This window comes from Bifidobacterium sp. B4081, assembly GCF_026537335.1.
In the GTDB taxonomy this organism is placed as follows: domain Bacteria; phylum Actinomycetota; class Actinomycetes; order Actinomycetales; family Bifidobacteriaceae; genus Bombiscardovia.
Genome location: NZ_JAFNMM010000001.1, coordinates 1,143,468 through 1,162,375, shown reverse-complemented (window position 1 = coordinate 1,162,375; position 18,908 = coordinate 1,143,468). Strand labels below are relative to the sequence as shown.

Sequence of the window (18,908 nt, the reverse complement as noted above, 5' to 3'; positions counted from 1 at the left end):
GGCTTCAGGACTGCATGACCGCGTGGCGGACGTAGTCGGACATGTCCCCTGGATCGATGCAGTCCTGGAAGCGCACAGGTGCGTTTTCCAGGGTGCGCAGAGCCTTGGGGGGCCTGGTGTTGGTGGCCTCGGCCAGGATGACCATGCAGTCGAAATCGCTGTCCGGGGTCTCCAGACCCAGGGATTGACAGACCACCCTGGGGAACTTGTAAGGACTGGCCGTGGACAGCAGTACCCGGGGCACGGCAGAATCCCGGTCGGTCTGCCCGGTCATGACCTGGTAACCGCAGGCCGTGTGCGGATCGATCAGGTATCCCCGGTTCTCCCAGCAGTTGCCGATGGCTGATGCCACCTGGTCCTCGTCGGCCCAGCCGCAGGAGAAGAGCCCGCGGATTCTGGTCGTCAGGGCATCAGGCACCTGGTAGCGTCCCGTAGATTCCAAATCGCTCATAAGCGAGGCAATCAGTTTGGTGTCGCCGTCGGCCATGTAGTAGAGCATCCGTTCCAGGTTGGAGGATATCAGAATGTCCATGCTGGGGGAGGTGGTGGTGTAGAAGGGGCGGTTGCGGTCATAGACGCCTGTGGTCAGGAAGTCGTTGAGGACACGGTTGCGGTCCGAGGCCACGGTCAGGCGAGCCACTGGAAGGCCCATCATCTTGGCATAGTATCCAGCCAGTACATCGCCGAAGTTGCCGGTGGGCACGCAGAACTCGACCGGATCCCCAGGTCTGATCACTCCCCGTTCCATCAGGGACCCGTAGGCCCGGAAGTAGTAGACGACCTGCGGGGCCAGGCGGCCTACGTTGATGGAGTTGGCCGATGAGAGAACGGTCGAGGCCTTCTCGTCCAGCTCGCGAGCCAGGTCAGCGTCGGCAAAGATGGACTTGACTGTGGACTGGGCATCGTCGAAATTGCCCCGAACCGCACAGACCCGCAGGTTGCCGCCCTGCTGGGTGACCATCTGCAGACGCTGAATCTGGCTCACCTTGCCTTGCGGGTAGAAGACGGTGATGCCTGTGCCCGGCGCATCTGCGAATCCGGCCAGCGCCGCCTTGCCCGTATCACCGGAGGTGGCGGTGAGCACCATGATCCGCTCGCCATCGTCCCCGGCCAATGCCATCAGTCTTGGCAGAAGCTGCAGGGCCACGTCCTTGAAGGCCGATGTGGGTCCGCAGAAGAGCTCCAGTACGAAGTCGTTGCCGCCCAGATCCACCAGAGGGGTGATTGCCGGATCGGACCACTGTTCTCCGTAGGCTGCGTCCAGGCAGGAGTCCAGTTCTGGGGAAGAGTAATCACTCAGCAGACTCGAAAGGACCAGTTTGGCCGTGCTCTTGTAGTCCAGGCCGGCTACCGAGGCAGGATCGATGATCTCGGCGTCCAGTTCATCGCTAACGTAGAGTCCGCCGTCAGGAGCCAGGCCTCGTCTGATGGCCTGCTTGGACGGCAGCTGCTCCTTGCCGCCTCGGGTGCTGTGGTATGTGCTCATGGTTGCCTGCCCCTCCGCCATGTCGCTGAACAGATTATTACCAAGGCATTCTACCCTGCGCGGGGGTCAGAACCATTGCTCTGCTCGGCTCGCGGAGGAAACTGTCTATGGACGTCAGGGCCTGCCAGGGGCCGGCATAGCGTACAGTATTGCCCACCAGCCCTGTATCCGAGGCTGGACCTTATAGACAAAGGAGTGACCCATGGTCGAAGAGAACCCGGTACAGCAATCCTACGATGTCCTGAACTCTTCGATCTCGCAGGTGGATCCGGAGATCGCTGCACTGCTGGATGGAGAGTTGGAGCGTCAACGCGGTGGTCTGGAGATGATCGCCTCAGAGAACTTCGTGCCCAAGGCCGTCCTGCAGGCTCAGGGATCCGTACTGACCAACAAGTACGCCGAGGGCTATCCTGGCAGACGCTACTACGGGGGTTGCGAGTGGGTGGATCAGGTCGAGAACCTGGCCCGGGACCGCGCCAAGGCCCTGTTCGGCGCCGAGTACGCCAACGTCCAGCCACATTCGGGCGCCCAGGCCAACGCCGCCGTTTACCAGGCACTGATCAAGCCCGGCGACACCGTGCTGGGTCTGGCCCTGGATCATGGCGGTCACCTGACCCACGGCATGAAGATCAACTTCTCCGGGCGCTTTTACCATGCCGAATCCTACGGGGTCGATCCGGACACCTTCCGCATTGAGCCCGAGATCATCCGCCAGCGGGCTCTGGAGACTCATCCAGCCCTGATCATCGGCGGGTGGAGCGCATATCCGCGCATCGAGGACTTCGCAGCCATGAAGGAAATCGCCGATGACGTGGGAGCCAAGTTCTGGGTGGATATGGCGCACTTCGCGGGTATGGTGGCAGCCGGCCTGCACCCCAGCCCGGTGCCCTATGCCGATGTGGTCTCCTCCACGGCCCACAAGACCCTGGGAGGACCCCGATCCGGATTCATCCTGGCCCGTAAGGAGTATGCCAAGAAGCTCAACTCCTCGGTCTTCCCCGGCAACCAGGGCGGCCCGCTCATGCATGTGGTCGCCGCCAAGGCTGTGGCCTTCAAGCTGGCCGGCACGCCTGAATTCAAGGAGCGGATGGAGCGCACACTGGAGGGCGCCAAGATCCTGGCTGAGCGCCTGATGGCCAAGGATGTGGCCGACAACGGCATCACCGTGCTCACTGGAGGGACGGACGTCCACCTGGTCATGGTGGATCTGCGCAACAGCGAGATGGACGGCCGCCAGGGGGAGGATCTGCTGGCCAAGATCGGCATCACCGTCAACCGCAATACGGTGCCCTTCGATCCCCGCCCGGCATCCGTGGCCTCCGGTCTGCGCATCGGAACCTCCGCCCTGGCCACGCGTGGATTCGGCCCGGCCCAGTACGAGGAGGTGGCCGACGTGATCGGCACTGCGCTGGCCCAGGGTCCCCAGGCTGATCTGGATGCCCTCAAGGCCCGGGTGGACCGGTTGGTCGAGGCCTTCCCGCTCTATCCCGAGCTGGATCAGACCCACTGATCGGCACTTGGAGGAGGGAGGTGCAGCAATGCCCTCCCTCCTCCTGTCGTCATTGCCTCCGCTGTGGGTTACAATCGGTACAGAATATGGGTCTGTCAGGCCCGTGAGGGCGAAAGGATCTGACGAACATGAGTGAAAACGACGACTCAGATCGCCAGGATGTGTTTGATCGGGTCTGCGCGATGGCCGATGCTGCGGCGGCTGCACAGGCAGGTCTGGCAGGTATGACCGGCCAGGCAAGGAACGCCCTCTTGCTGGCCTTGGCCGATGCGCTGATCGATCAGGCTGAGCAGATTGCCGCAGTCAATGAGCAGGACTGCGCTCAGGCTTTCGAAGAAGGAATGAGCGCCGGTCTGATTGACCGTCTGCGCTTGGATAAGGTTCGTATTGCGGACGCCGCCCGTGGCGTGCGCATGGTGGCGGGACTGACCGATCCGCTTGGCGAGGTGGTTCGCGGCCATGACATGCCCAACGGCATGCGGCTCAATCAGGTGCGGGTTCCCCTCGGCGTGGTGGCCATGATCTACGAGGCCCGGCCCAATGTCACCATCGATGTGGTGGCCCTCTGCCTCAAGTCCGGCAATGCGGCCCTCCTGCGAGGGGGGCACGCGGCCCAGCGCACCAATCGCGCGCTGGTGGAGCTGATAGGCGGGGTGCTTCGTGAGCAGGGGTTGGATCCGGCTCTGGTGGCTTCCGTGGATCGATACGGTCGCGAGGGGGCCCAGGCTCTGATGAAGGCGCGCGGTCATATTGATCTGTTGGTGCCCAGGGGTGGCCGGGGGCTGATCCGCAGCGTAATTGAGCAGGCCACTGTGCCCACCATCGAGACCGGGGCTGGCAATGTCCATATTTACGTGGACCGTTCGGTGGATATGGATCAGGCCATCCCCATCATCGTCAACGCCAAGACCCAGCGGGTGGGCGTCTGCAACGCTGCTGAGAAGCTGATCGTCCACAGGGATGTGGCCGCTGAATTCCTGCCCCGCGTGGCCCAAGCGCTGACGCAGGCCCAGGTCGAGCTGCACCTGGATGCGGTCTCCATGGACATCCTCGCCGGGCATGGTTTGCCTGAAGAACTGCTGGTCCGCGCAGAGGAAGCCGACTGGGATCGTGAGTATCTGGATCTGAAGATGGGGGTGCGTGTGGTCGACTCCCTGGATCAGGCCATCGAACACATCAACCGTCACTCCACCGGACATACCGAGGCCATCCTGGCCCGGGACTATGAGGCTGTGGAGGAGTTCTCCCGTCGTGTGGATTCGGCCGTGATCATGGTCAATGCCTCAACGAGATTCACCGATGGCGGCATGTTCGGCATGGGCGCCGAGCTGGGCATCTCCACCCAAAAGCTGCATGCCCGAGGACCCATGGGTCTGCAGGAGCTGACGACCACCAAGTGGATCGGCTACGGCAGGGGACAGGTACGGCCGTGAATGAGAAGATCGAAGAGCTCTTCCAGCGCGAGCACGACAATCCCCGCATCTGGCTAAGGGTGGCTTCCGAACGGCTGAGCCTGCTGCGGTACGTCTTTCTGGTGCAAATCGAGGATGGCATCCCGGATGCAGACCAGCGCTCCTGCCTGGAGTACGCCGACGCTGTCCTGATTGGCTGGCCTGACGAGCATGCCGATGATGTATACGACCTGGACCAGGACCAGCTCAATCAGGTCAGGCATAACATCACCGTCATGGAGGAGCGGGTGCCGGTCTTCCGCAAGCAGGAGCAGGAGGGGCGCATCGCTGACCTGTCCGATTCATTGGTAGCTATCACCGGATGCGTGGCTCAGGTTCGTCGGGCCTACCAGCCGGGCTTCCCCCTGCCCACCTATTCCGAGATCCGCCGGGTGGTCCAGGAGGAGTGGAATGCCGATATGGAGCGGATCGATCCTGACCGGGTCAACCCCAGCGCCGAGCAGATGCGTCAGGAGGCCAAGTCGGAGAACGAGGAGAACGCCTCGGAAGCCAGACGGGAGGGCGAGCAGGCGTGAACCGGATGATGTCTGAGCTGTCCAAGGAGGGGGAATCCGGGCAGGAGCCATCAGATATTGATCGGACCGCTGGGTCGGCCCACCATAACCATCGTCCCCGTGTGGGGATTATGGGCGGCACATTCGACCCCATTCATAATGGCCACTTGGTGGCTGCCTCGGAGGTGGCCTGGGTCTACGACCTGGATGAGGTCATCTTTGTGCCCACCGGCCGCCCGGCTTTCAAGCTGAACAAGACGGTGACCAATGCTGAGGATCGCTATCTGATGACCGTGATAGCCACGGCCTCCAACCCCAAGTTCACGGTCTCCCGGGTGGATATTGAGCGTCCTGGCATCACCTACACGGTGGACACTCTGCGCGACATCAAGCGAATGCGCCCCGACAGTGACCTCTTCTTCATCACCGGGGCGGACGCCGTGGCCGAGATCATGCGCTGGAAGGATGCCAACCGGATGTGGGATCTGGCCAAGTTCGTGGCTGTCTCCCGGCCCGGCTATTCCTCAAGCCTGGACGACCTTCAGGTGCCTGCCCAGCGGGTGGATACGTTGGAGATTCCGGCCCTGTCCATCTCGTCCACGGATGTGCGCCGTCGCTCGGCCCGGGGCATGCCCGTCTGGTACCTGGTTCCGGACGGGGTGGTGCAGTACATCAACAAGCACGGGCTCTACCGCTCAGCTTCCTGAGCTTTGCATTCCGCCTGACTCGTCAACACGGACTGCTCGGCTGTGTCAGCGCGCGCCATTATTATGGAGGCTGTCCGCTTCAGCGAAAACAACGTTTGGAGATATGGTGAGCGCGATACTCAAAGGCAGACCAGGAAAAAATCTCATACTTGTCACAGGCCGGACCCATCCCAGACTCGCGGCGGACGTGGCCGATCAGCTCGGCATCGACGTCCTGGAGACGACAGCCTACGACTTTGCCAATGGCGAGATGTATGTGCGTTATACGGAGTCGGTGCGTGGTGCGGATGTCTTCGTCCTGCAGACCCATTCCGACCCGGTCAACAAGTCCATCATGGAGCAGCTGATCATGATCGATGCCCTCAAGAGGGCCTCGGCGCGATCCATCACCGCAGTCTGCCCGCTCCTGGGTTACTCCCGTCAGGATAAGAAGCACCTGGGGCGCGAACCCATTTCCTGCAGGCTCATGTTCGACCTGCTCAAGGCGGCCGGTGCGGATCGAATCATGTCGGTCGACCTGCACGCTGCCCAGTCACAGGGCTTCTTCGACGGGCCTGTGGATCACCTGATTGCCATGCCTGTGCTGGTGGACTATGTGCGCGACCGGATGGATCTGTCCAAGGTGGCCGTGGTCTCGCCAGATGCCGGCCGCATCCGGGTGGCCGAGCAGTGGGCCCAACGCCTGGGTGGCGTGCCCCTGGCCTTCATCCACAAGACCCGTGACATCACCCAGCCCAACAAGGCTGTGGCCCATCGGGTGGTGGGCGACGTGCGCGGCTTGGACTGCGTGCTGGTGGACGACCTGATCGACACCGGCGGCACCATCGCTGAGGCCTGCAATGTGCTGGATGAGGCTGGCGCCAATTCCATCACCATCGTGGCCACCCATGGCGTCATGTCCGGACCCGCCGTGGAACGTCTCAAGTCCTGCCAGGCCAAGGAGGTCATTCTGACCGACACGGTTCCCATCCCCCAGGAGAAGCGTTGGGATGGGTTGACTGTGCTGTCCATCGCCCCCCTGCTGGCTTCGGCCATCAAGGCGGTCTTTGAGGATGGCTCAGTGGCCCGGCTCTTCGATACGTATCCAGCTCATCACGGCCAAAGCTTCCTCTTCGCTTAAAGCCTTGCCTGCCCGGCATGGCGTGGCGTAATCGTCCGGCTGTGGCATAATAAACCTGGCGGGGCCTCAAGAGTTCCGCCCTTCCCCCATGGTGTAAAGGCAGCACACGGGTCTTTGGAACCCTTAGTCTTGGTTCGAATCCAGGTGGGGGAGCTTACGCTCGCCGATTCCGGTCGGAGACGGCCTCCTTGGGGTCGGTGACCAACCGAAAGGAACTGTCTTGGCAGTCAAGAAGATCGAAACCTGGCTCACCGACATGGACGGCGTGCTGGTGCACGAGAACACGGCCCTGCCCGGAGCTGCCGAATTCATCGACACCCTCAAGCGCAACAACCGCCAATATCTGGTGCTGACCAACAATCCCATCTACACCCCACGTGACCTTTCGGCCCGCCTTGGTCGTTCGGGCATCGACGTGCCCGAGGATCGGATCTGGACTTCAGCCTTGGCCACCGCCGACTTCGTGTCTCGGACCATGCCGCAGGGATCGGCCTATGTGATTGGCGAGGCTGGGCTGACTACGGCCCTGCACGAGGCCGGGTTCATTCTTTCCGACATCAATCCGGACTATGTAATCCTGGGCGAGACCCGGACATACTCCTTTGAGTCCATCACCACAGCAATCCGTCTGATCCTGGGCGGCGCCCGCTTCATCTGCACCAACCCTGACGCCACCGGCCCCAGTGAGAACGGCGTTCTGCCGGCAGCCGGCGCTGTGGCGGCCCTGGTGACTAAGGCCACCAACCGGGAGCCCTACTTCGTGGGCAAGCCCAATCCCATCATGTTCCGCACGGCCCTGAACAGGGTTGGCGGCCACTCAGAGACCACGGCCATGATCGGTGACCGAATGGACACCGACGTGGTGGCCGGAGTCGAGGCTGGCCTGAACACCTTCCTGGTGCTGACTGGCATCACCACACGATCCGAGGTGGAGACCTTCCCCTACCGCCCTGACCAGGTGGTGGATTCCATTCAGGATTTGATCGACATCGCCGAGAGAGGGGTGGTGGAGTTTTGAGCGGCGGGCAGACGCTGACCGCTGGCATCATCCTGGCCGCAGGCGAGGGCACTCGCATGCACTCGGCCCACCCCAAGGTTCTGCATACCTTGGCTGGCAAGACCTTCCTGCAGAGAGTCATGACTTCGGTGACCGCCCTGAATCCGGAGCTGACTGCCGTGGTGGTTCATCATCAGGCCGACCTGGTGGCGCAGGCCGCACGGTCCTACGATCCCCAGGTGCGTATCGTCCGTCAAGACAGCAGACCGGGTACAGGGCGTGCGGTTCAGTGCGCCGTAGACCAGCTGGATGGGGAGCTTCGGCATGACGGTCAGGTGCTGATCGTGGCCTCGGACATGCCCCTGCTGGACGCGGACACGCTGCAAAGCCTGCTCGACTATCATGTCAATTCCGGTGATGGGGCCACCGTGCTGACGGTCAATCTGGACGACCCTACCGGTTACGGCCGCATCATTCGTGACCAGGATGGACGGGTCCTGCGCATCGTCGAACAACGGGATGCCACCGGCACCGAGCTGGCCGTCAAGGAGGTCAACACTTCCGTTTACGTCTTCGAGGCTGATCTGCTTCGACAGGCGGTCCGTGGCCTGGACGACAGCAACGCCCAGGGGGAGTTCTATCTGACCGATGCCCTGGAGACAGCCCGTCGCTTGGGCCGGGTGGGAGCCTTCGCCGCTCCTGATCCGCTCAAGGTCGAAGGCGTCAACGACAGAATCCAGTTGGCTGATCTGGCCAAGGCCCATAACCTGCGGGTCTGCCACAAGTTCATGCGCCAGGGGGTGACAATCCTGGATCCATCCACCACCTGGATCGAGGACGACGTGGTCGTCCAGCAGGATGCCGTCATTCTGCCCGGATGCTTCCTGCAGGGTCATACCGAGATCGCCTCGGACGCGGTCATCGGGCCCTATACCACCCTGATCGATGCCATCGTCGAGCCGCAGGCCAGGGTGGAGCGTTCCCGCGTGCAGGAGACCCGGATTGGGGCCAGGGCCAACATCGGCCCATGGACCTATTTGAGGGCCGGCAACGTCCTTGCCGAGGACACCAAGGCCGGGGCCTTCGTGGAGATGAAGAAGGCCACCATCGACCACGGGACCAAGGTGCCCCACCTTTCCTATGTGGGCGATGCCCACATAGGCCACGACAGCAATGTGGGCGGTGGGTCCATCACGGCCAATTACGACGGCGTGCACAAGAACCGCACCGAGATCGGGTCGGAGGTGCATGTGGGCGCAGGAAACCTCTTCGTGGCACCCGTCCAGGTGGGCGACGGGGTCACGACCGGGGCCGGATCGGTCATCCGCCATCCGGTCGAGGACGGAGCCATGGTCTACTCCACCAATGACCAGCATCAGGTTCCGGACTGGAAGCCTGCCTGGGAGCGGTAACCATGAGAGCATCGGCTTCACAACAAGGAAAGGCGTGACAAGTGCCAGCATTGCAGGAATCCATCGACGCGGTCCGGGTGGCCGCTCGGGCTGCCAACGATGTCAAGGCCATGGACATCGTGGCCTTCGACGTCTCCCGGCCCATCGCCATCACCGATATCTTCATGGTGGCCACCGGCAGCAACGAACGTCAGGTCCTGGCCATCGCCGAGGAGGTGGAGAAGCAGCTCCATCTGCAGAAGAACCTGGATCCCCGCTCGCGGGAGGGCGTCCAGGAGGCCCAGTGGGTTCTGCTGGACTACGGTGATTTCGTCATCCACATCATGCACAAGCAGGCCCGGGCCTACTACGATCTGGAACGGCTTTGGAAGGACTGCCCACAGGTGGACCTGCAGCTGGAGCACCCCTTCACCCTCGCCGATGATGACCCGGATAGCCAGCTGGCCTCCAAGGCGGACGATCTGAATGGGGATGATCTGCGCAGCCGTTTCGTCGATCTGCAGGAAAGCCATGACTGACTCGGTTGCCACCGTCGAGGATGGACGGCATGTGCGCTCCATGACCGTGGTCCGTCATGGGCAGACCTCATATAATGCAAAGCACCGGATGCAGGGCCAGATCGACATTCCCCTCAACAGCGTTGGCCGCTGGCAGGTGGAGAGGGCTGCCGAGGAGCTCCGGGCTGAGTACGTGGATGGCGCTCCTCAAGACCGTCACCTGCTGGTGGTCTCCTCTGACCTGGGTCGGGCTGCCGCCACCGCTCATGCCTTTGCCGACCCCTTGGGCCAGACGGTCCATCTTGATCCCGGGTTGCGCGAGCGCAGCTTTGGCGAGTGGGAGGGGGCCAGCGCTGAGGAGGTTCGTCAACGTTGGCCCGAGGACTATGAATCCTGGTCCCGGGGTGCCGGGGGAGAGCTGCTGCACGGTGCCGAGACCAAGGCCCAGGTAGGTAAGCGCGGTCTGGAAACCCTGAACCGTTGGATCCACCGGGCTGGTCCAGACACGGATCTCATGGTCTTCTCCCATGGGTCCTTCATAGCCCAGGCCCTCCAGGCTCTGCTGGGCATGGCCAGTGAATATCCCGAATACCTGGGTCTGGTCACCATGCGCAATGCCCACTGGGCGCGATTGATGCCACGAGACCTGCCGGACGGCGGTCTGCGCTGGTCCATGATCGACTACAATCGCGGTCCTGCCATCGCCATGCGTGGGGACTGGGACAATCCCCGAGGGCTGGTCCAGACCGATTGAGGTGCTTGGGCGGTCGGCCGAACATCACAGGATCGCCATGACCACCAGCTACCATAAGAGCGCAGCAACCAGCCGTTGGATCAAAAGGGGTCGGAGTGAAGCAGTTCTTTCATGACATTTCCTGGGCGCAGATCGTCGCCGGCGCTCTTGCAGCCATGACCTCCTTCTGGCTGGCAGCCAAGATCGGCGTGGCGGGATCCATCATTGGTGTAGCAATCGGTTCCATCGTTTCTGCTGTGGCCTCGCAGATCTACAAGAATGTCTTGGAAGCCTCCGGTCAGAAGCTGCAGGAGTCCGTGGTTGGCAGTGCTGACCAGGATGATGACAATTCCAAGACGGATTCGAATTCCGATTCAACCGCGGATGGACAGACCACGGTCTTGCCGGCACAGGGGAAGGGCACTTCGGACGATTCCAGCGGTGCTGCAGACGGATCCACCCAGGTCATGGCCCCGGTTGATGGGTCCACCCAGGTCATGCCTCCTGTCGGTGATGAACAGTCGGCGGCCAAGACGGGTCGGACCGTTTCGTCCAGCAACGGTCCTCGGGCCCATGCGGCTCCCACTGCGGCAAACAGCAAGAAGAAGCTGGATCAGCGACGCCGTAACGTCATCATTGTCTCTGTGGTCAGCGCTCTGGTGGCCGTGCTGCTGTCTGCTCTGGCCATCAATGCCCTGACCAAAGGCGAAGGCACCGACAAGGTGGTTCGTAACGTGGTCAGCCCTTCTACCAGCCAGGTAACCCCCAGCCATGAGGAAGAGACCCCTTCTAAGCCTGCACAGCGTACTGAGCAGCCAGAGGATCAGTCAACCTCGGGTGTCCCCCAGAATCAGCCATCGGGAGCGAATCAAAACCCAGGCACTGAACAGGGAACGGGACAGGGTCAGCAGCAGGGAGGAAACTCCATGAGCTCGCCATCGCCGTCTGCGGATGCGACCGGCTCCACGCCCAGTCCCTCAAATACGGCTTCCACACCTCAGTCGTCACCGACGAGTACGACCAATTCCTTGCCTCATAACTGACCTGCCTGTCGGCGCGGCACACCCATCCCACCATATAATGTGACTAGGGTCACTTTCAGGCGGGCCAAGAGGCCCGTCCTTAAGGACCTGGTCCCGAAGGCGGGATCAGCGATGAGAAAGGTGTATATATGCGCAAGGTTCTGTGCTCTCCCGGCTCCTATGTTCAGCAGGAGGGCGCCATGGGAAAGCTGGCTGGAGAATACGCGGCTCTGGGCACCAAGGGCGCCCATCTGATCGTCGATCCGGTCATCGACGGGCTCTACCACGACGACATTGTCGCCTCCTTTGAGCACGATGGGATCCCCTACGAACTGATGAAATTCGGCGGCGAGTGCTCCATGGAGGAGATCGACCGTCATCGTGCTCATTTGGGCAGCAGCGACGCGGTGATCGGCATCGGCGGCGGCAAGACCTTGGATACCGCCAAGGCTGTGGCCCACTTCGCCCACCTGCCGGTCATGATTGTTCCCACGGCGGCCTCCTCGGATGCGCCCTGCTCAAGGCTGTCCGTGCTCTACACGCCCGAGGGCGTCTTTGACCGTTACCTGCCCCTGCCTGCCAACCCCAACGTGGTCCTGATGGATACCGACGTCATTGCCAAGGCTCCGGTGCGTTTCCTGGTGTCAGGACTGGGCGATGCCTTCGCCACCTATTACGAGGCAGCCGCCTGTGTGCAGTCGAACGCGGTGACCATGACCGGGGGACACGCCACCATGGCTGCCTTCGCCCTGGCCCGTCTCTGCCGCGACACCCTGCTGGAGGATGGGGTCAAGGCCGTGGCCGCTGCCAAGGCCGGTGTCCGCACAGCCGCCTTGGAGAAGATCATCGAGGCCAATACGCTGCTGAGCGGTCTGGGCTTCGAGAGCTCCGGCCTGGCTGCAGCCCACGCCATCCATGATGGGATGACCGCCCTTGAGGGCACCCACTCCATGCTGCACGGCGAAAAGGTGGCCTTCGGCACCTTGGCCCAGCTGGTCCTTGAGGATTGGCCCCTGAAGGAGACCCGCGGGGTCTATGACTTCTTCCGCAGTGTGGGTCTGCCCACCTCCCTGGAGCAGATCGGCATCGGCCAGGCCAGCGAGGAGGATCTGCTCAAGGTCGGCGAGCATGCCTGCGGCCCTGACGAGACCATGGGCAACATGCCATTCGAGGTCACCCCCACCGATGTGGCCCACGCCCTGCGCGCAGCCGATCAGCTGGGAAAGCAGCTCTGATACGTCATTCCCTGGTCCCTCGTTGAGAGACCAAGCGGCCGTCGGCATGAAGTCGGCGGCCGCCTTTGTTTCCTCCGGTTTTGCTCCGGTCACCATTGCAGGGAGCTGGCGGCCTTTCGTATGGCTTCTTCACTTGGGCATGTGGCTGGACCCCGCTGGGTAGTGGAAAGTGCTCCTGCACAGTTGGCCAGCACCAGGGCCTCCTCAATGGGCAGACCTTGGAAGATGCCCGCGCAGAGGACGCCCGAGTGTGCATCGCCTGCACCGTTGGTGTCTATGGCATGGACCTGCGGGGTGGGAATGTACTGGCTCTGCATTGCATCCTTGGGCTTGCAGTACCAGGCACCGCGGGCGCCGGCCCTGAGAACCACAGGACTGTCCAGTCTCAACGAAAGCGAGCGGCAGAGGGATTCCAACTCAGTAACGTCGCCAGTTTCGGGTTGGCACCCTAGACGTTTCGCCAGGATTGGTCCCTCGCGTTCGTTGAGGGACCAGATAGGATGCAGACTGTTGACCGCATCAAGCACATCCAATGCAATATCGGCCACCATGGGTCCCAGATCGAAGAGCACCGGAAATCCTTCGCCCTGGTGTTTCTCAGCAAAACCGAGCAGGCTTCGGGTGTTGTCCTTGTGGCAGAAGGAATACCCGCTCAGGTAGATGACATCACCGGGAACCAGATTCATGCTTTCGTAGGTGCCCTTCGGTACCTGGGTCTCAGCGCCCCTCGCCGATACAAAGGTACGTTCACCCGAGGGCTCGATCATGGCTACCGAATATCCGGTATCACAGTCATCCAGCACAGGCCCTTGTGCGGGAACCTGCAGGGCGGCAAGGGCTCCACGGACCATGTCCGCCATCGGACCTGTGCCGATCGCCCCCATGTAGGCTACGGGCGCTCCCATCCGCCTGGCTGCCTGGATCACGTTGTATCCGCCGCCGACCTTTATGGCAGTTTGTCTGGCGAAAATGTCCCCTCCGCGTTCCGGGAGGTGGTCGATGTCCATGCTGAGGTCAATCACCACCTGACCGAGATGAAGGATGCTGGGTTCAGTCATTACTGCTGCTCCTCACCGCCACTGAGTCCTTGGAGAGGAGGTGCAAAATGGCATAGAGGATTCCTCCCAAGAGGAGGGATACCAGCCATGCCAGACCGTTCCTGCCCAGGAAGCTGCCGGCCAGCGGTCCTGAGAACCAGACCTCGTTTTTGGAGACTTGGGCCGTCACGAACAGGAAGCCGACGACTATCCCCACCAACCAGCTGACGATGGCCGGGAGGTTGATGCCGTGCCAGTACCAGTATGGGGAGTCGGCTCGCAAATTCAGAAGGCCGTCCGAATCGTAGCGCTTGCGGAAGATCATATCTGACAGGAAGATGCCTGCCCAGGTGCTCAGCGGTACTGCCAAGAGGGAGATGAAGGTGACGAAGGGGCCGTAGAATCCGTCGGAGCCCAGCGTGAAGTACAGGGCTCCGCAGGTGGTCACCACCACATCGACGACGACCGCATAGACGCGGGGAATTCTGATGCCCAGGGTGATGGTGGTCAGGCCGGCCGAATATACGGACAGGTTGTTTGACATGAGCAACCCAGCGAAGGCGGCAATCAGATAGGGGATCGAAACCCAGGCGGGCAGGGCGCTTCGAACCGCGGCGACCGGATCAGCGGCGGAGGCAATGGTGGAGTTGCCTGCTGTCAGGACCGATCCCAGACCGATAACCACGACCAGGGGGATGCCGGCGCCGGCTGCTGCAGTCAGGATCAGAGAGCCCGATTTTACCGAGGTCTTCTGGTAGCGGGCCATGTCTGCGCCGGAGTTGACCCAGCCGATGCCCGTCCCCGCGGCTATGGTGCCGACGCCGATCAGGAAGGCGCTGGCTGGTCCGGGTGCATTGCCGATGAAGGAAGACCAGTCGACGGTCGTGGCCAGATAGATGGCCACCAGTAGAGTGAGGGCTCCGAATATCCAGGTGGCCCATTTCTGCACAGTGAGAATGAAGGCGTGGCCGGCGGCCGAGACCACCACGGTCAAGGCTACGAAGACGGCAATGCAGACAAAAGTCAGGAAGGGGGAGCGCTTGGCATCGGCTGAGGTGCCGAAGATGATGGCGATCAGGGAAAGTAGTGCAAAGGCGCCGGTCATCGTGTTCACCGTCTCCCAGCCCAATCTGGACAGCAGAGCCACCAGTGTGGGGCCTGCATTGCCTCTGACGCCGAAAATAGCCCTGGACAGGGTCAGCGTGGGGGCGCCGCCTCTTCTACCGGCTATGGAAATGATGCCGACCAGTGCGAAGGATCCGAAGGCTCCGATGGTCGTGGCGAGCACGGCTTGCCAGAGGTTGAGGCCCTGGGCAATCAGGGTTGCTCCCAGAGGGATTCCCAGAATCGAGATGTTGGCGGCGAACCAGACCCAGAAGAGCTGACCGGGCGACCCGTTCCTCTGATCCTCGGGCACGGGTTCGATGCCCCTTTGCTCAACTCTGGAGAGGATGGTGCCCTCTTTTGGTGCAGTTGACATGGATTGTCTCCTTTGACTCACGATGTACTGAATGCAGCGATGGATTGTCTGGTCAGGCCTGTGGCGTGGCCGGGTGGACCCCATGATCTCGGGGTTGATTGGATTTTACATTGTCGTATTCCTGAAGAATTCTGCCGTATCCGTTTTGCCCTTTGCTACCTTAGGGCAATCAGGCCACGGGCAGTTTTCTGCAGGTCAAGGTGAGATACCGAAGCCACCTGGGAGCAGAGTGCAGGGTCGAAGACCTCGGGGCCGGTGCATGCGCCGGTCATTGCGCCGGTCATGGCAGCGATGGTGTCCGTATCGCCGCCCAGGTTGACTGCGACGAATAGAGCCGATTGGGGATCGTCGGCGAATCTCCAGGCCAGGGCAAAGGCGGCTGCCACAGACTCATTGGCCTCCACCGAAGTGCCGCAGTCTTCGATGAGGTGGCGTTCGAAGTCGTCCTCATCGCTGAATTCTTCGGACACTTGTATTGCCTGGCGAGCGCGTGCGGGAACCGAAGCCTTAGGGGTCCAGGCTCCGGAGGTTTCCATGGCGGGTACCAGGCGCAAGGACTCGTCCAGTGCCTGGCGAAGGCTCATTCCTTCAAGCCCCAGACTGACTGTCGTAGCGATCAGCGCTGCGCTTTGAAAGCCTGCGACCGTGTCGTGGGTGACCTGACAGGACTCGTAGATGCGATTGGCCAGCCGTCTGGTGTCTTCAGGCCTGTTGGCTATCCCTACCGGGGTGACTCGCATGGCTGCCCCATTGGTGGTGCCGGTCCTTCCCGTGGTCATGATGTCCGCGCCCTGGCGAACCTGTTCCAGAGCCAGCTTGGTGGATGGCCCGAGCAGGTCGAGTGATCCGCGTGACTTCACGTCGTCCTCCCAGGCCAGAAGGCGCTTAGCGAACTCTTTCGGATCGATGTGTCCTCTGCCCTCGATGACCAGTTCTGCGACAATCAGTGCCTGCTCGGTGTCATCGGTCACAGATCCCGCAGGCATACTGGGAGCGATCGGTTGATCCGCAATAGCAACACGAAGGGTGTCAACCCTGCCGTAGGCCTCATGGATGGCTGCTGGACTCATGCTCTGCGTGGGCATGCCCAATGCATCTCCCAAGGACAGCCCAGTAAGTGCGCCAAGTGCGCCCTTTTCAGTTCTGGTCATTGTTGTGCAAGCCTCCAGAGTTGTTGTGATGAGCCCATGAATCTGTTTGCAGATAGACTGCGACATTTTTAATCAGAATAATTGTAAGGCCCTTGGAGGTTTGTCGGCACAAAGGTTGTGGCAGGCATGATTCACAATGAAGAATGGGAATCCGAAGGAGCTCTACCGTGCTAGGTGGGAGATAAAAACAATGCACGTTAGTCGAGGTTAAAGATTTGATCGAGGTATGGGTTCTATAGATTGCTGACAGCGATTGGCGAAGATTATCCCTGATGCCGTAACGTAGTTTGTAAGGGTGTCCTAATCTGGGCTTCGGCATGGATCAGCATCCTGATATGAAAAAGGATCCCGAGGTGACCTCGGGATCCTATCTGTGGAGCTAGGGGGATTCGAACCCCCGACCTTCTCCATGCCATGGAGACGCGCTACCAGCTGCGCCATAGCCCCGTGCTTGCCTTGCTTGGTGAAGCCTTGCCTATAGTACACCGGGATTGGTGAATGGAGCAACTCAGTGTGTTGCCCTGGAATTGCAGGGATTGTGAGCTAATTGATGGATTTTATCCTCGAATGGTCTTGAGTCATTCCTGAGCTTGCAAGTGCGCTAGCATGATGAACAAGGGGCGACCAAGGGGGTCGGCAGCAACGGAAAGGCGGCGGACCATGACCGGTAAAAACGATGCCGAAGTGCGGGTTGAAAATCGGAACGAGAACCATCCTGGGGACCAGCTCATCATCAACTGCCTGCCCTTGGACCAGAGTGAACGACAGGAATTCCTTCAGGCGGCTCCAGGCGTTCGTCAGGAGTTCATTGTCGACACGGACATGCGGCAGAGCATGCATTGGCTCATCGATGTCCCTCAATCCCTCCGATCGGAGGCCACGATCATTTTGGGTAATCCGCCGGCCGAGCAGGTGGTTGCCTGCCATAACCTGGTCTGGCTGCAGACCAGCAGCGCGGGTGTGGATGCCTACCTGAAACCGGGGGTTCTGCCTCCGGACGCCATGTTAACCAGTGCCTCAGGCGCTTACGGGCAGTCGGTCTCCGAGCACATGTTCGCCATGATGTGGGCTCTGATGAAGGACCTGCCGGCCTACCGGGACAATCAGCGTTTGGGCCGTTGGGAGCCTCGCGGGGCCGTCCTTTCGCCGTGTGGCTGCCAGGTCCTGGTTTTAGGCACAGGGGATATCGGAGCCTCCTTCGCTCGTCTGGCCAAGGCCGTAGGCGCTCGGACCATCGGTATCAGGCGCCATCCCGACCAGCCGGTGGAGGGGTTCGACCGTCTGGCTGGTTTTGACGATCTGGATGCCCTGCTGCCTGAGGTGGACGTAGTGGCTCTTGCCCTGCCTTCAACGCCGCTGACCCGGCACATCATCGATGACCATCGTCTTGCATTGATGAAGTCCACCGCCGTGCTGATCAACGCGGGCAGGGGAGATGCCGTGGACTGCATGGCTCTGGCCCAAGCCCTGGATAAGGATGGCATTTTCGGTGCAGGTCTGGATGTGACCGAACCGGAGCCCCTGCCTGAAGATCACCCACTCTGGAGGCAACCACGCTGCCTGCTCACCCCGCATGTGGCCGGGGGAGCCCATCTACCCTCCAACATGGACAAGGTTCGGGAAATCTGCCTGGATAACCTTCATCGATTCATGGATGGCAGGCCCCTGCGCAACCGGATGAGGTGACCACTGTGCCTACAGAGCGAAACCGCAGCGGCCGCAGCCATCGGCGGACAATGGTTCTGCGGTGGGCGGCTGTCCTGCTGGCGCTCGCGTTGGTTGTGGCGGGCTCCTTGGCCCTGGCTGGCAGGCTGGTGGGCGTCGGGCCTGCTCGCCATTCAGACAATCAAAACTCCTCCGCAAACGGCCCCAGGACCGCTTCTCACGGCCCGCCCGGGTATTCTCCAGAGCAGACCGCGGCCCATTCGCCTCTGACCTCGCCTGTGGACTACAACCATGACGGCGTGGATGACTACACGGCCATGGTGCGTGGAGCCCATCAGGAGGCCCGCCGCCATCCTCATTACGACAGCGGCTACTACCAGGGCGGCTATCCGCCCGATGACCGCGGCGCCTGCACCGACGAGATCTGGAGGGCCTTCCGGCAGGCCGGCTACGATCTGAAGACCATGGTCGACGCCGACATCGCCTCGTCTCCTGGGGCCTACGCCGGCGTGATCAACAGCCCGGATCCGAACATCGACTTCAGGCGCACCAACGTCCTCGGCGTATTCCTGTCCCGGCATGCCCAGCGTCTGACCAACGACACTGCGGCCACCGACCAGTGGCAGCAGGGCGACATCGTCATCTTCGACACCTCCTGGCACATCGGCATGGCCTCCGATAGAAGGGACAGCCGGGGTATTCCCCTGCTTCTGCACAACATGGGCCAGCGCGACAGGGAGAACGACTACCTGGGCTCGCCGGGCCACCGTCCCATCACCGGGCATTTTCGCTTCGACGCTTCCAAAATCCAACCCGCCGTCCTGAAGCCATGGCGGGGATGACCGGGGACTATCCTGCGGAATTGGACACGGCGGTAACTGGTTGTCTGC

The 18,908-nt window shown here is 61.6% G+C and carries 17 protein-coding genes and 2 tRNA genes; 14 read left to right on the top strand and 5 right to left on the bottom strand.

All coding sequences use genetic code 11. The features are described 5' to 3' along the window. Positions 1-4 precede the first annotated feature (4 nt). Complete coding sequence (gene thrC / locus J3T92_RS05170) at positions 5-1,486, bottom strand: threonine synthase (RefSeq protein WP_267400083.1); 1,482 nt, start codon at positions 1,484-1,486, stop codon at positions 5-7. A 202-nt stretch (positions 1,487-1,688) separates the two neighbouring features. On the opposite strand from thrC, the gene glyA reads away from it, so the two are divergent. The 12 genes from glyA to J3T92_RS05110 all read left to right on the top strand — a co-directional run bounded on the left by glyA (position 1,689) and on the right by J3T92_RS05110 (position 12,685). Beyond that, complete coding sequence (gene glyA / locus J3T92_RS05165) at positions 1,689-2,996, top strand: serine hydroxymethyltransferase (RefSeq protein ID WP_267400082.1); 1,308 nt, start codon at positions 1,689-1,691, stop codon at positions 2,994-2,996. 119 nt (positions 2,997-3,115) lie between these two features. Further along, the gene (locus J3T92_RS05160; protein ID WP_416378905.1) at positions 3,116-4,429 is read left to right on the top strand and encodes a glutamate-5-semialdehyde dehydrogenase; all 1,314 of its coding nucleotides are present in this window, start codon (positions 3,116-3,118) and stop codon (positions 4,427-4,429) included. Then, on the top strand, positions 4,426-4,983 hold the full coding sequence (locus tag J3T92_RS05155; RefSeq protein WP_121914587.1) for a phosphoribosylglycinamide synthetase: 558 nt from the start codon (positions 4,426-4,428) through the stop codon (positions 4,981-4,983). Before J3T92_RS05160 ends, J3T92_RS05155 begins: the two co-directional genes overlap by 4 nt. Positions 4,984-4,988: 5 nt before the next feature. Beyond that, a complete protein-coding gene (gene nadD / locus J3T92_RS05150) occupies positions 4,989-5,669 on the top strand; it encodes a nicotinate-nucleotide adenylyltransferase (protein ID WP_229133146.1) in 681 nt (226 codons plus the stop codon). Between the two features lie 103 nt (positions 5,670-5,772). Next, entirely contained in the window at positions 5,773-6,789 is a 1,017-nt protein-coding gene (locus J3T92_RS05145; protein WP_267400079.1) for a ribose-phosphate diphosphokinase, read from the top strand. 82 nt (positions 6,790-6,871) lie between these two features. Continuing rightward, positions 6,872-6,942: transfer RNA gene (locus J3T92_RS05140), tRNA-Gln, on the top strand. A gap of 67 nt (positions 6,943-7,009) precedes the next feature. Beyond that, a complete protein-coding gene (locus tag J3T92_RS05135; RefSeq protein WP_267400076.1) occupies positions 7,010-7,807 on the top strand; it encodes an HAD-IIA family hydrolase in 798 nt (265 codons plus the stop codon). Between the two features lie 14 nt (positions 7,808-7,821). Beyond that, on the top strand, positions 7,822-9,198 hold the full coding sequence (gene glmU / locus J3T92_RS05130; protein WP_267400263.1) for a bifunctional UDP-N-acetylglucosamine diphosphorylase/glucosamine-1-phosphate N-acetyltransferase GlmU: 1,377 nt from the start codon (positions 7,822-7,824) through the stop codon (positions 9,196-9,198). A 41-nt stretch (positions 9,199-9,239) separates the two neighbouring features. Continuing rightward, complete coding sequence (gene rsfS / locus J3T92_RS05125; RefSeq protein ID WP_267400074.1) at positions 9,240-9,716, top strand: ribosome silencing factor; 477 nt, start codon at positions 9,240-9,242, stop codon at positions 9,714-9,716. After that, positions 9,709-10,449, top strand: coding sequence for a histidine phosphatase family protein (locus J3T92_RS05120; protein ID WP_183129771.1), 741 nt, complete (start codon positions 9,709-9,711; stop codon positions 10,447-10,449). Before rsfS ends, J3T92_RS05120 begins: the two co-directional genes overlap by 8 nt. Positions 10,450-10,544: 95 nt before the next feature. Beyond that, complete coding sequence (locus J3T92_RS05115; RefSeq protein WP_267400072.1) at positions 10,545-11,471, top strand: hypothetical protein; 927 nt, start codon at positions 10,545-10,547, stop codon at positions 11,469-11,471. 128 nt (positions 11,472-11,599) lie between these two features. Further along, on the top strand, positions 11,600-12,685 hold the full coding sequence (locus J3T92_RS05110) for a glycerol dehydrogenase (RefSeq protein ID WP_267400071.1): 1,086 nt from the start codon (positions 11,600-11,602) through the stop codon (positions 12,683-12,685). A gap of 89 nt (positions 12,686-12,774) precedes the next feature. On the opposite strand, the gene J3T92_RS05105 is transcribed toward J3T92_RS05110, so the two are convergent. The 4 genes from J3T92_RS05105 to J3T92_RS05090 all read right to left on the bottom strand — a co-directional run bounded on the left by J3T92_RS05105 (position 12,775) and on the right by J3T92_RS05090 (position 16,800). After that, positions 12,775-13,743, bottom strand: a complete 969-nt coding sequence (locus tag J3T92_RS05105; protein ID WP_267400070.1) for a PfkB family carbohydrate kinase — start codon at positions 13,741-13,743, stop codon at positions 12,775-12,777. Then, positions 13,736-15,202, bottom strand: a complete 1,467-nt coding sequence (locus tag J3T92_RS05100; RefSeq protein ID WP_267400069.1) for a purine-cytosine permease family protein — start codon at positions 15,200-15,202, stop codon at positions 13,736-13,738. The genes J3T92_RS05105 and J3T92_RS05100 overlap by 8 nt, the downstream gene beginning before the upstream one ends. Positions 15,203-15,357: 155 nt before the next feature. Then, positions 15,358-16,353, bottom strand: coding sequence for an ADP-ribosylglycohydrolase family protein (locus J3T92_RS05095; protein WP_267400068.1), 996 nt, complete (start codon positions 16,351-16,353; stop codon positions 15,358-15,360). 374 nt (positions 16,354-16,727) lie between these two features. Continuing rightward, positions 16,728-16,800, bottom strand: a tRNA-Ala gene (locus J3T92_RS05090). Positions 16,801-17,013: 213 nt separating this feature from the next. On the opposite strand from J3T92_RS05090, the gene J3T92_RS05085 reads away from it, so the two are divergent. Both J3T92_RS05085 and J3T92_RS05080 read left to right on the top strand, forming a co-directional pair. Next, positions 17,014-18,039 carry a D-2-hydroxyacid dehydrogenase gene (locus tag J3T92_RS05085; protein WP_267400067.1) on the top strand — a complete coding sequence of 342 codons (1,026 nt, stop codon included), beginning with the start codon at positions 17,014-17,016 and terminating at the stop codon, positions 18,037-18,039. A gap of 5 nt (positions 18,040-18,044) precedes the next feature. Beyond that, positions 18,045-18,860: a DUF1287 domain-containing protein gene (locus J3T92_RS05080; protein WP_267400066.1), complete on the top strand. Its 816-nt coding sequence runs from the start codon at positions 18,045-18,047 to the stop codon at positions 18,858-18,860. The last annotated feature ends 48 nt before the right edge of the window (positions 18,861-18,908 follow it).

Excerpts from the sequence above, each read along its gene's own strand:
- thrC (WP_267400083.1), bottom strand. The coding sequence starts at position 1,486 with ATGAGCACATACCACAGCACCCGAGGCGGCAAGGAGCAGCTGCCGTCC.
- glyA (WP_267400082.1), top strand. The coding sequence starts at position 1,689 with ATGGTCGAAGAGAACCCGGTACAGCAATCCTACGATGTCCTGAACTCT.
- nadD (WP_229133146.1), top strand. The coding sequence starts at position 4,989 with ATGATGTCTGAGCTGTCCAAGGAGGGGGAATCCGGGCAGGAGCCATCA.
- J3T92_RS05145 (WP_267400079.1), top strand. The coding sequence starts at position 5,773 with ATGGTGAGCGCGATACTCAAAGGCAGACCAGGAAAAAATCTCATACTT.
- J3T92_RS05120 (WP_183129771.1), top strand. The coding sequence starts at position 9,709 with ATGACTGACTCGGTTGCCACCGTCGAGGATGGACGGCATGTGCGCTCC.
- J3T92_RS05110 (WP_267400071.1), top strand. The coding sequence starts at position 11,600 with ATGCGCAAGGTTCTGTGCTCTCCCGGCTCCTATGTTCAGCAGGAGGGC.
- J3T92_RS05105 (WP_267400070.1), bottom strand. The coding sequence starts at position 13,743 with ATGACTGAACCCAGCATCCTTCATCTCGGTCAGGTGGTGATTGACCTC.
- J3T92_RS05100 (WP_267400069.1), bottom strand. The coding sequence starts at position 15,202 with ATGTCAACTGCACCAAAAGAGGGCACCATCCTCTCCAGAGTTGAGCAA.
- J3T92_RS05095 (WP_267400068.1), bottom strand. The coding sequence starts at position 16,353 with ATGACCAGAACTGAAAAGGGCGCACTTGGCGCACTTACTGGGCTGTCC.
- J3T92_RS05085 (WP_267400067.1), top strand. The coding sequence starts at position 17,014 with ATGACCGGTAAAAACGATGCCGAAGTGCGGGTTGAAAATCGGAACGAG.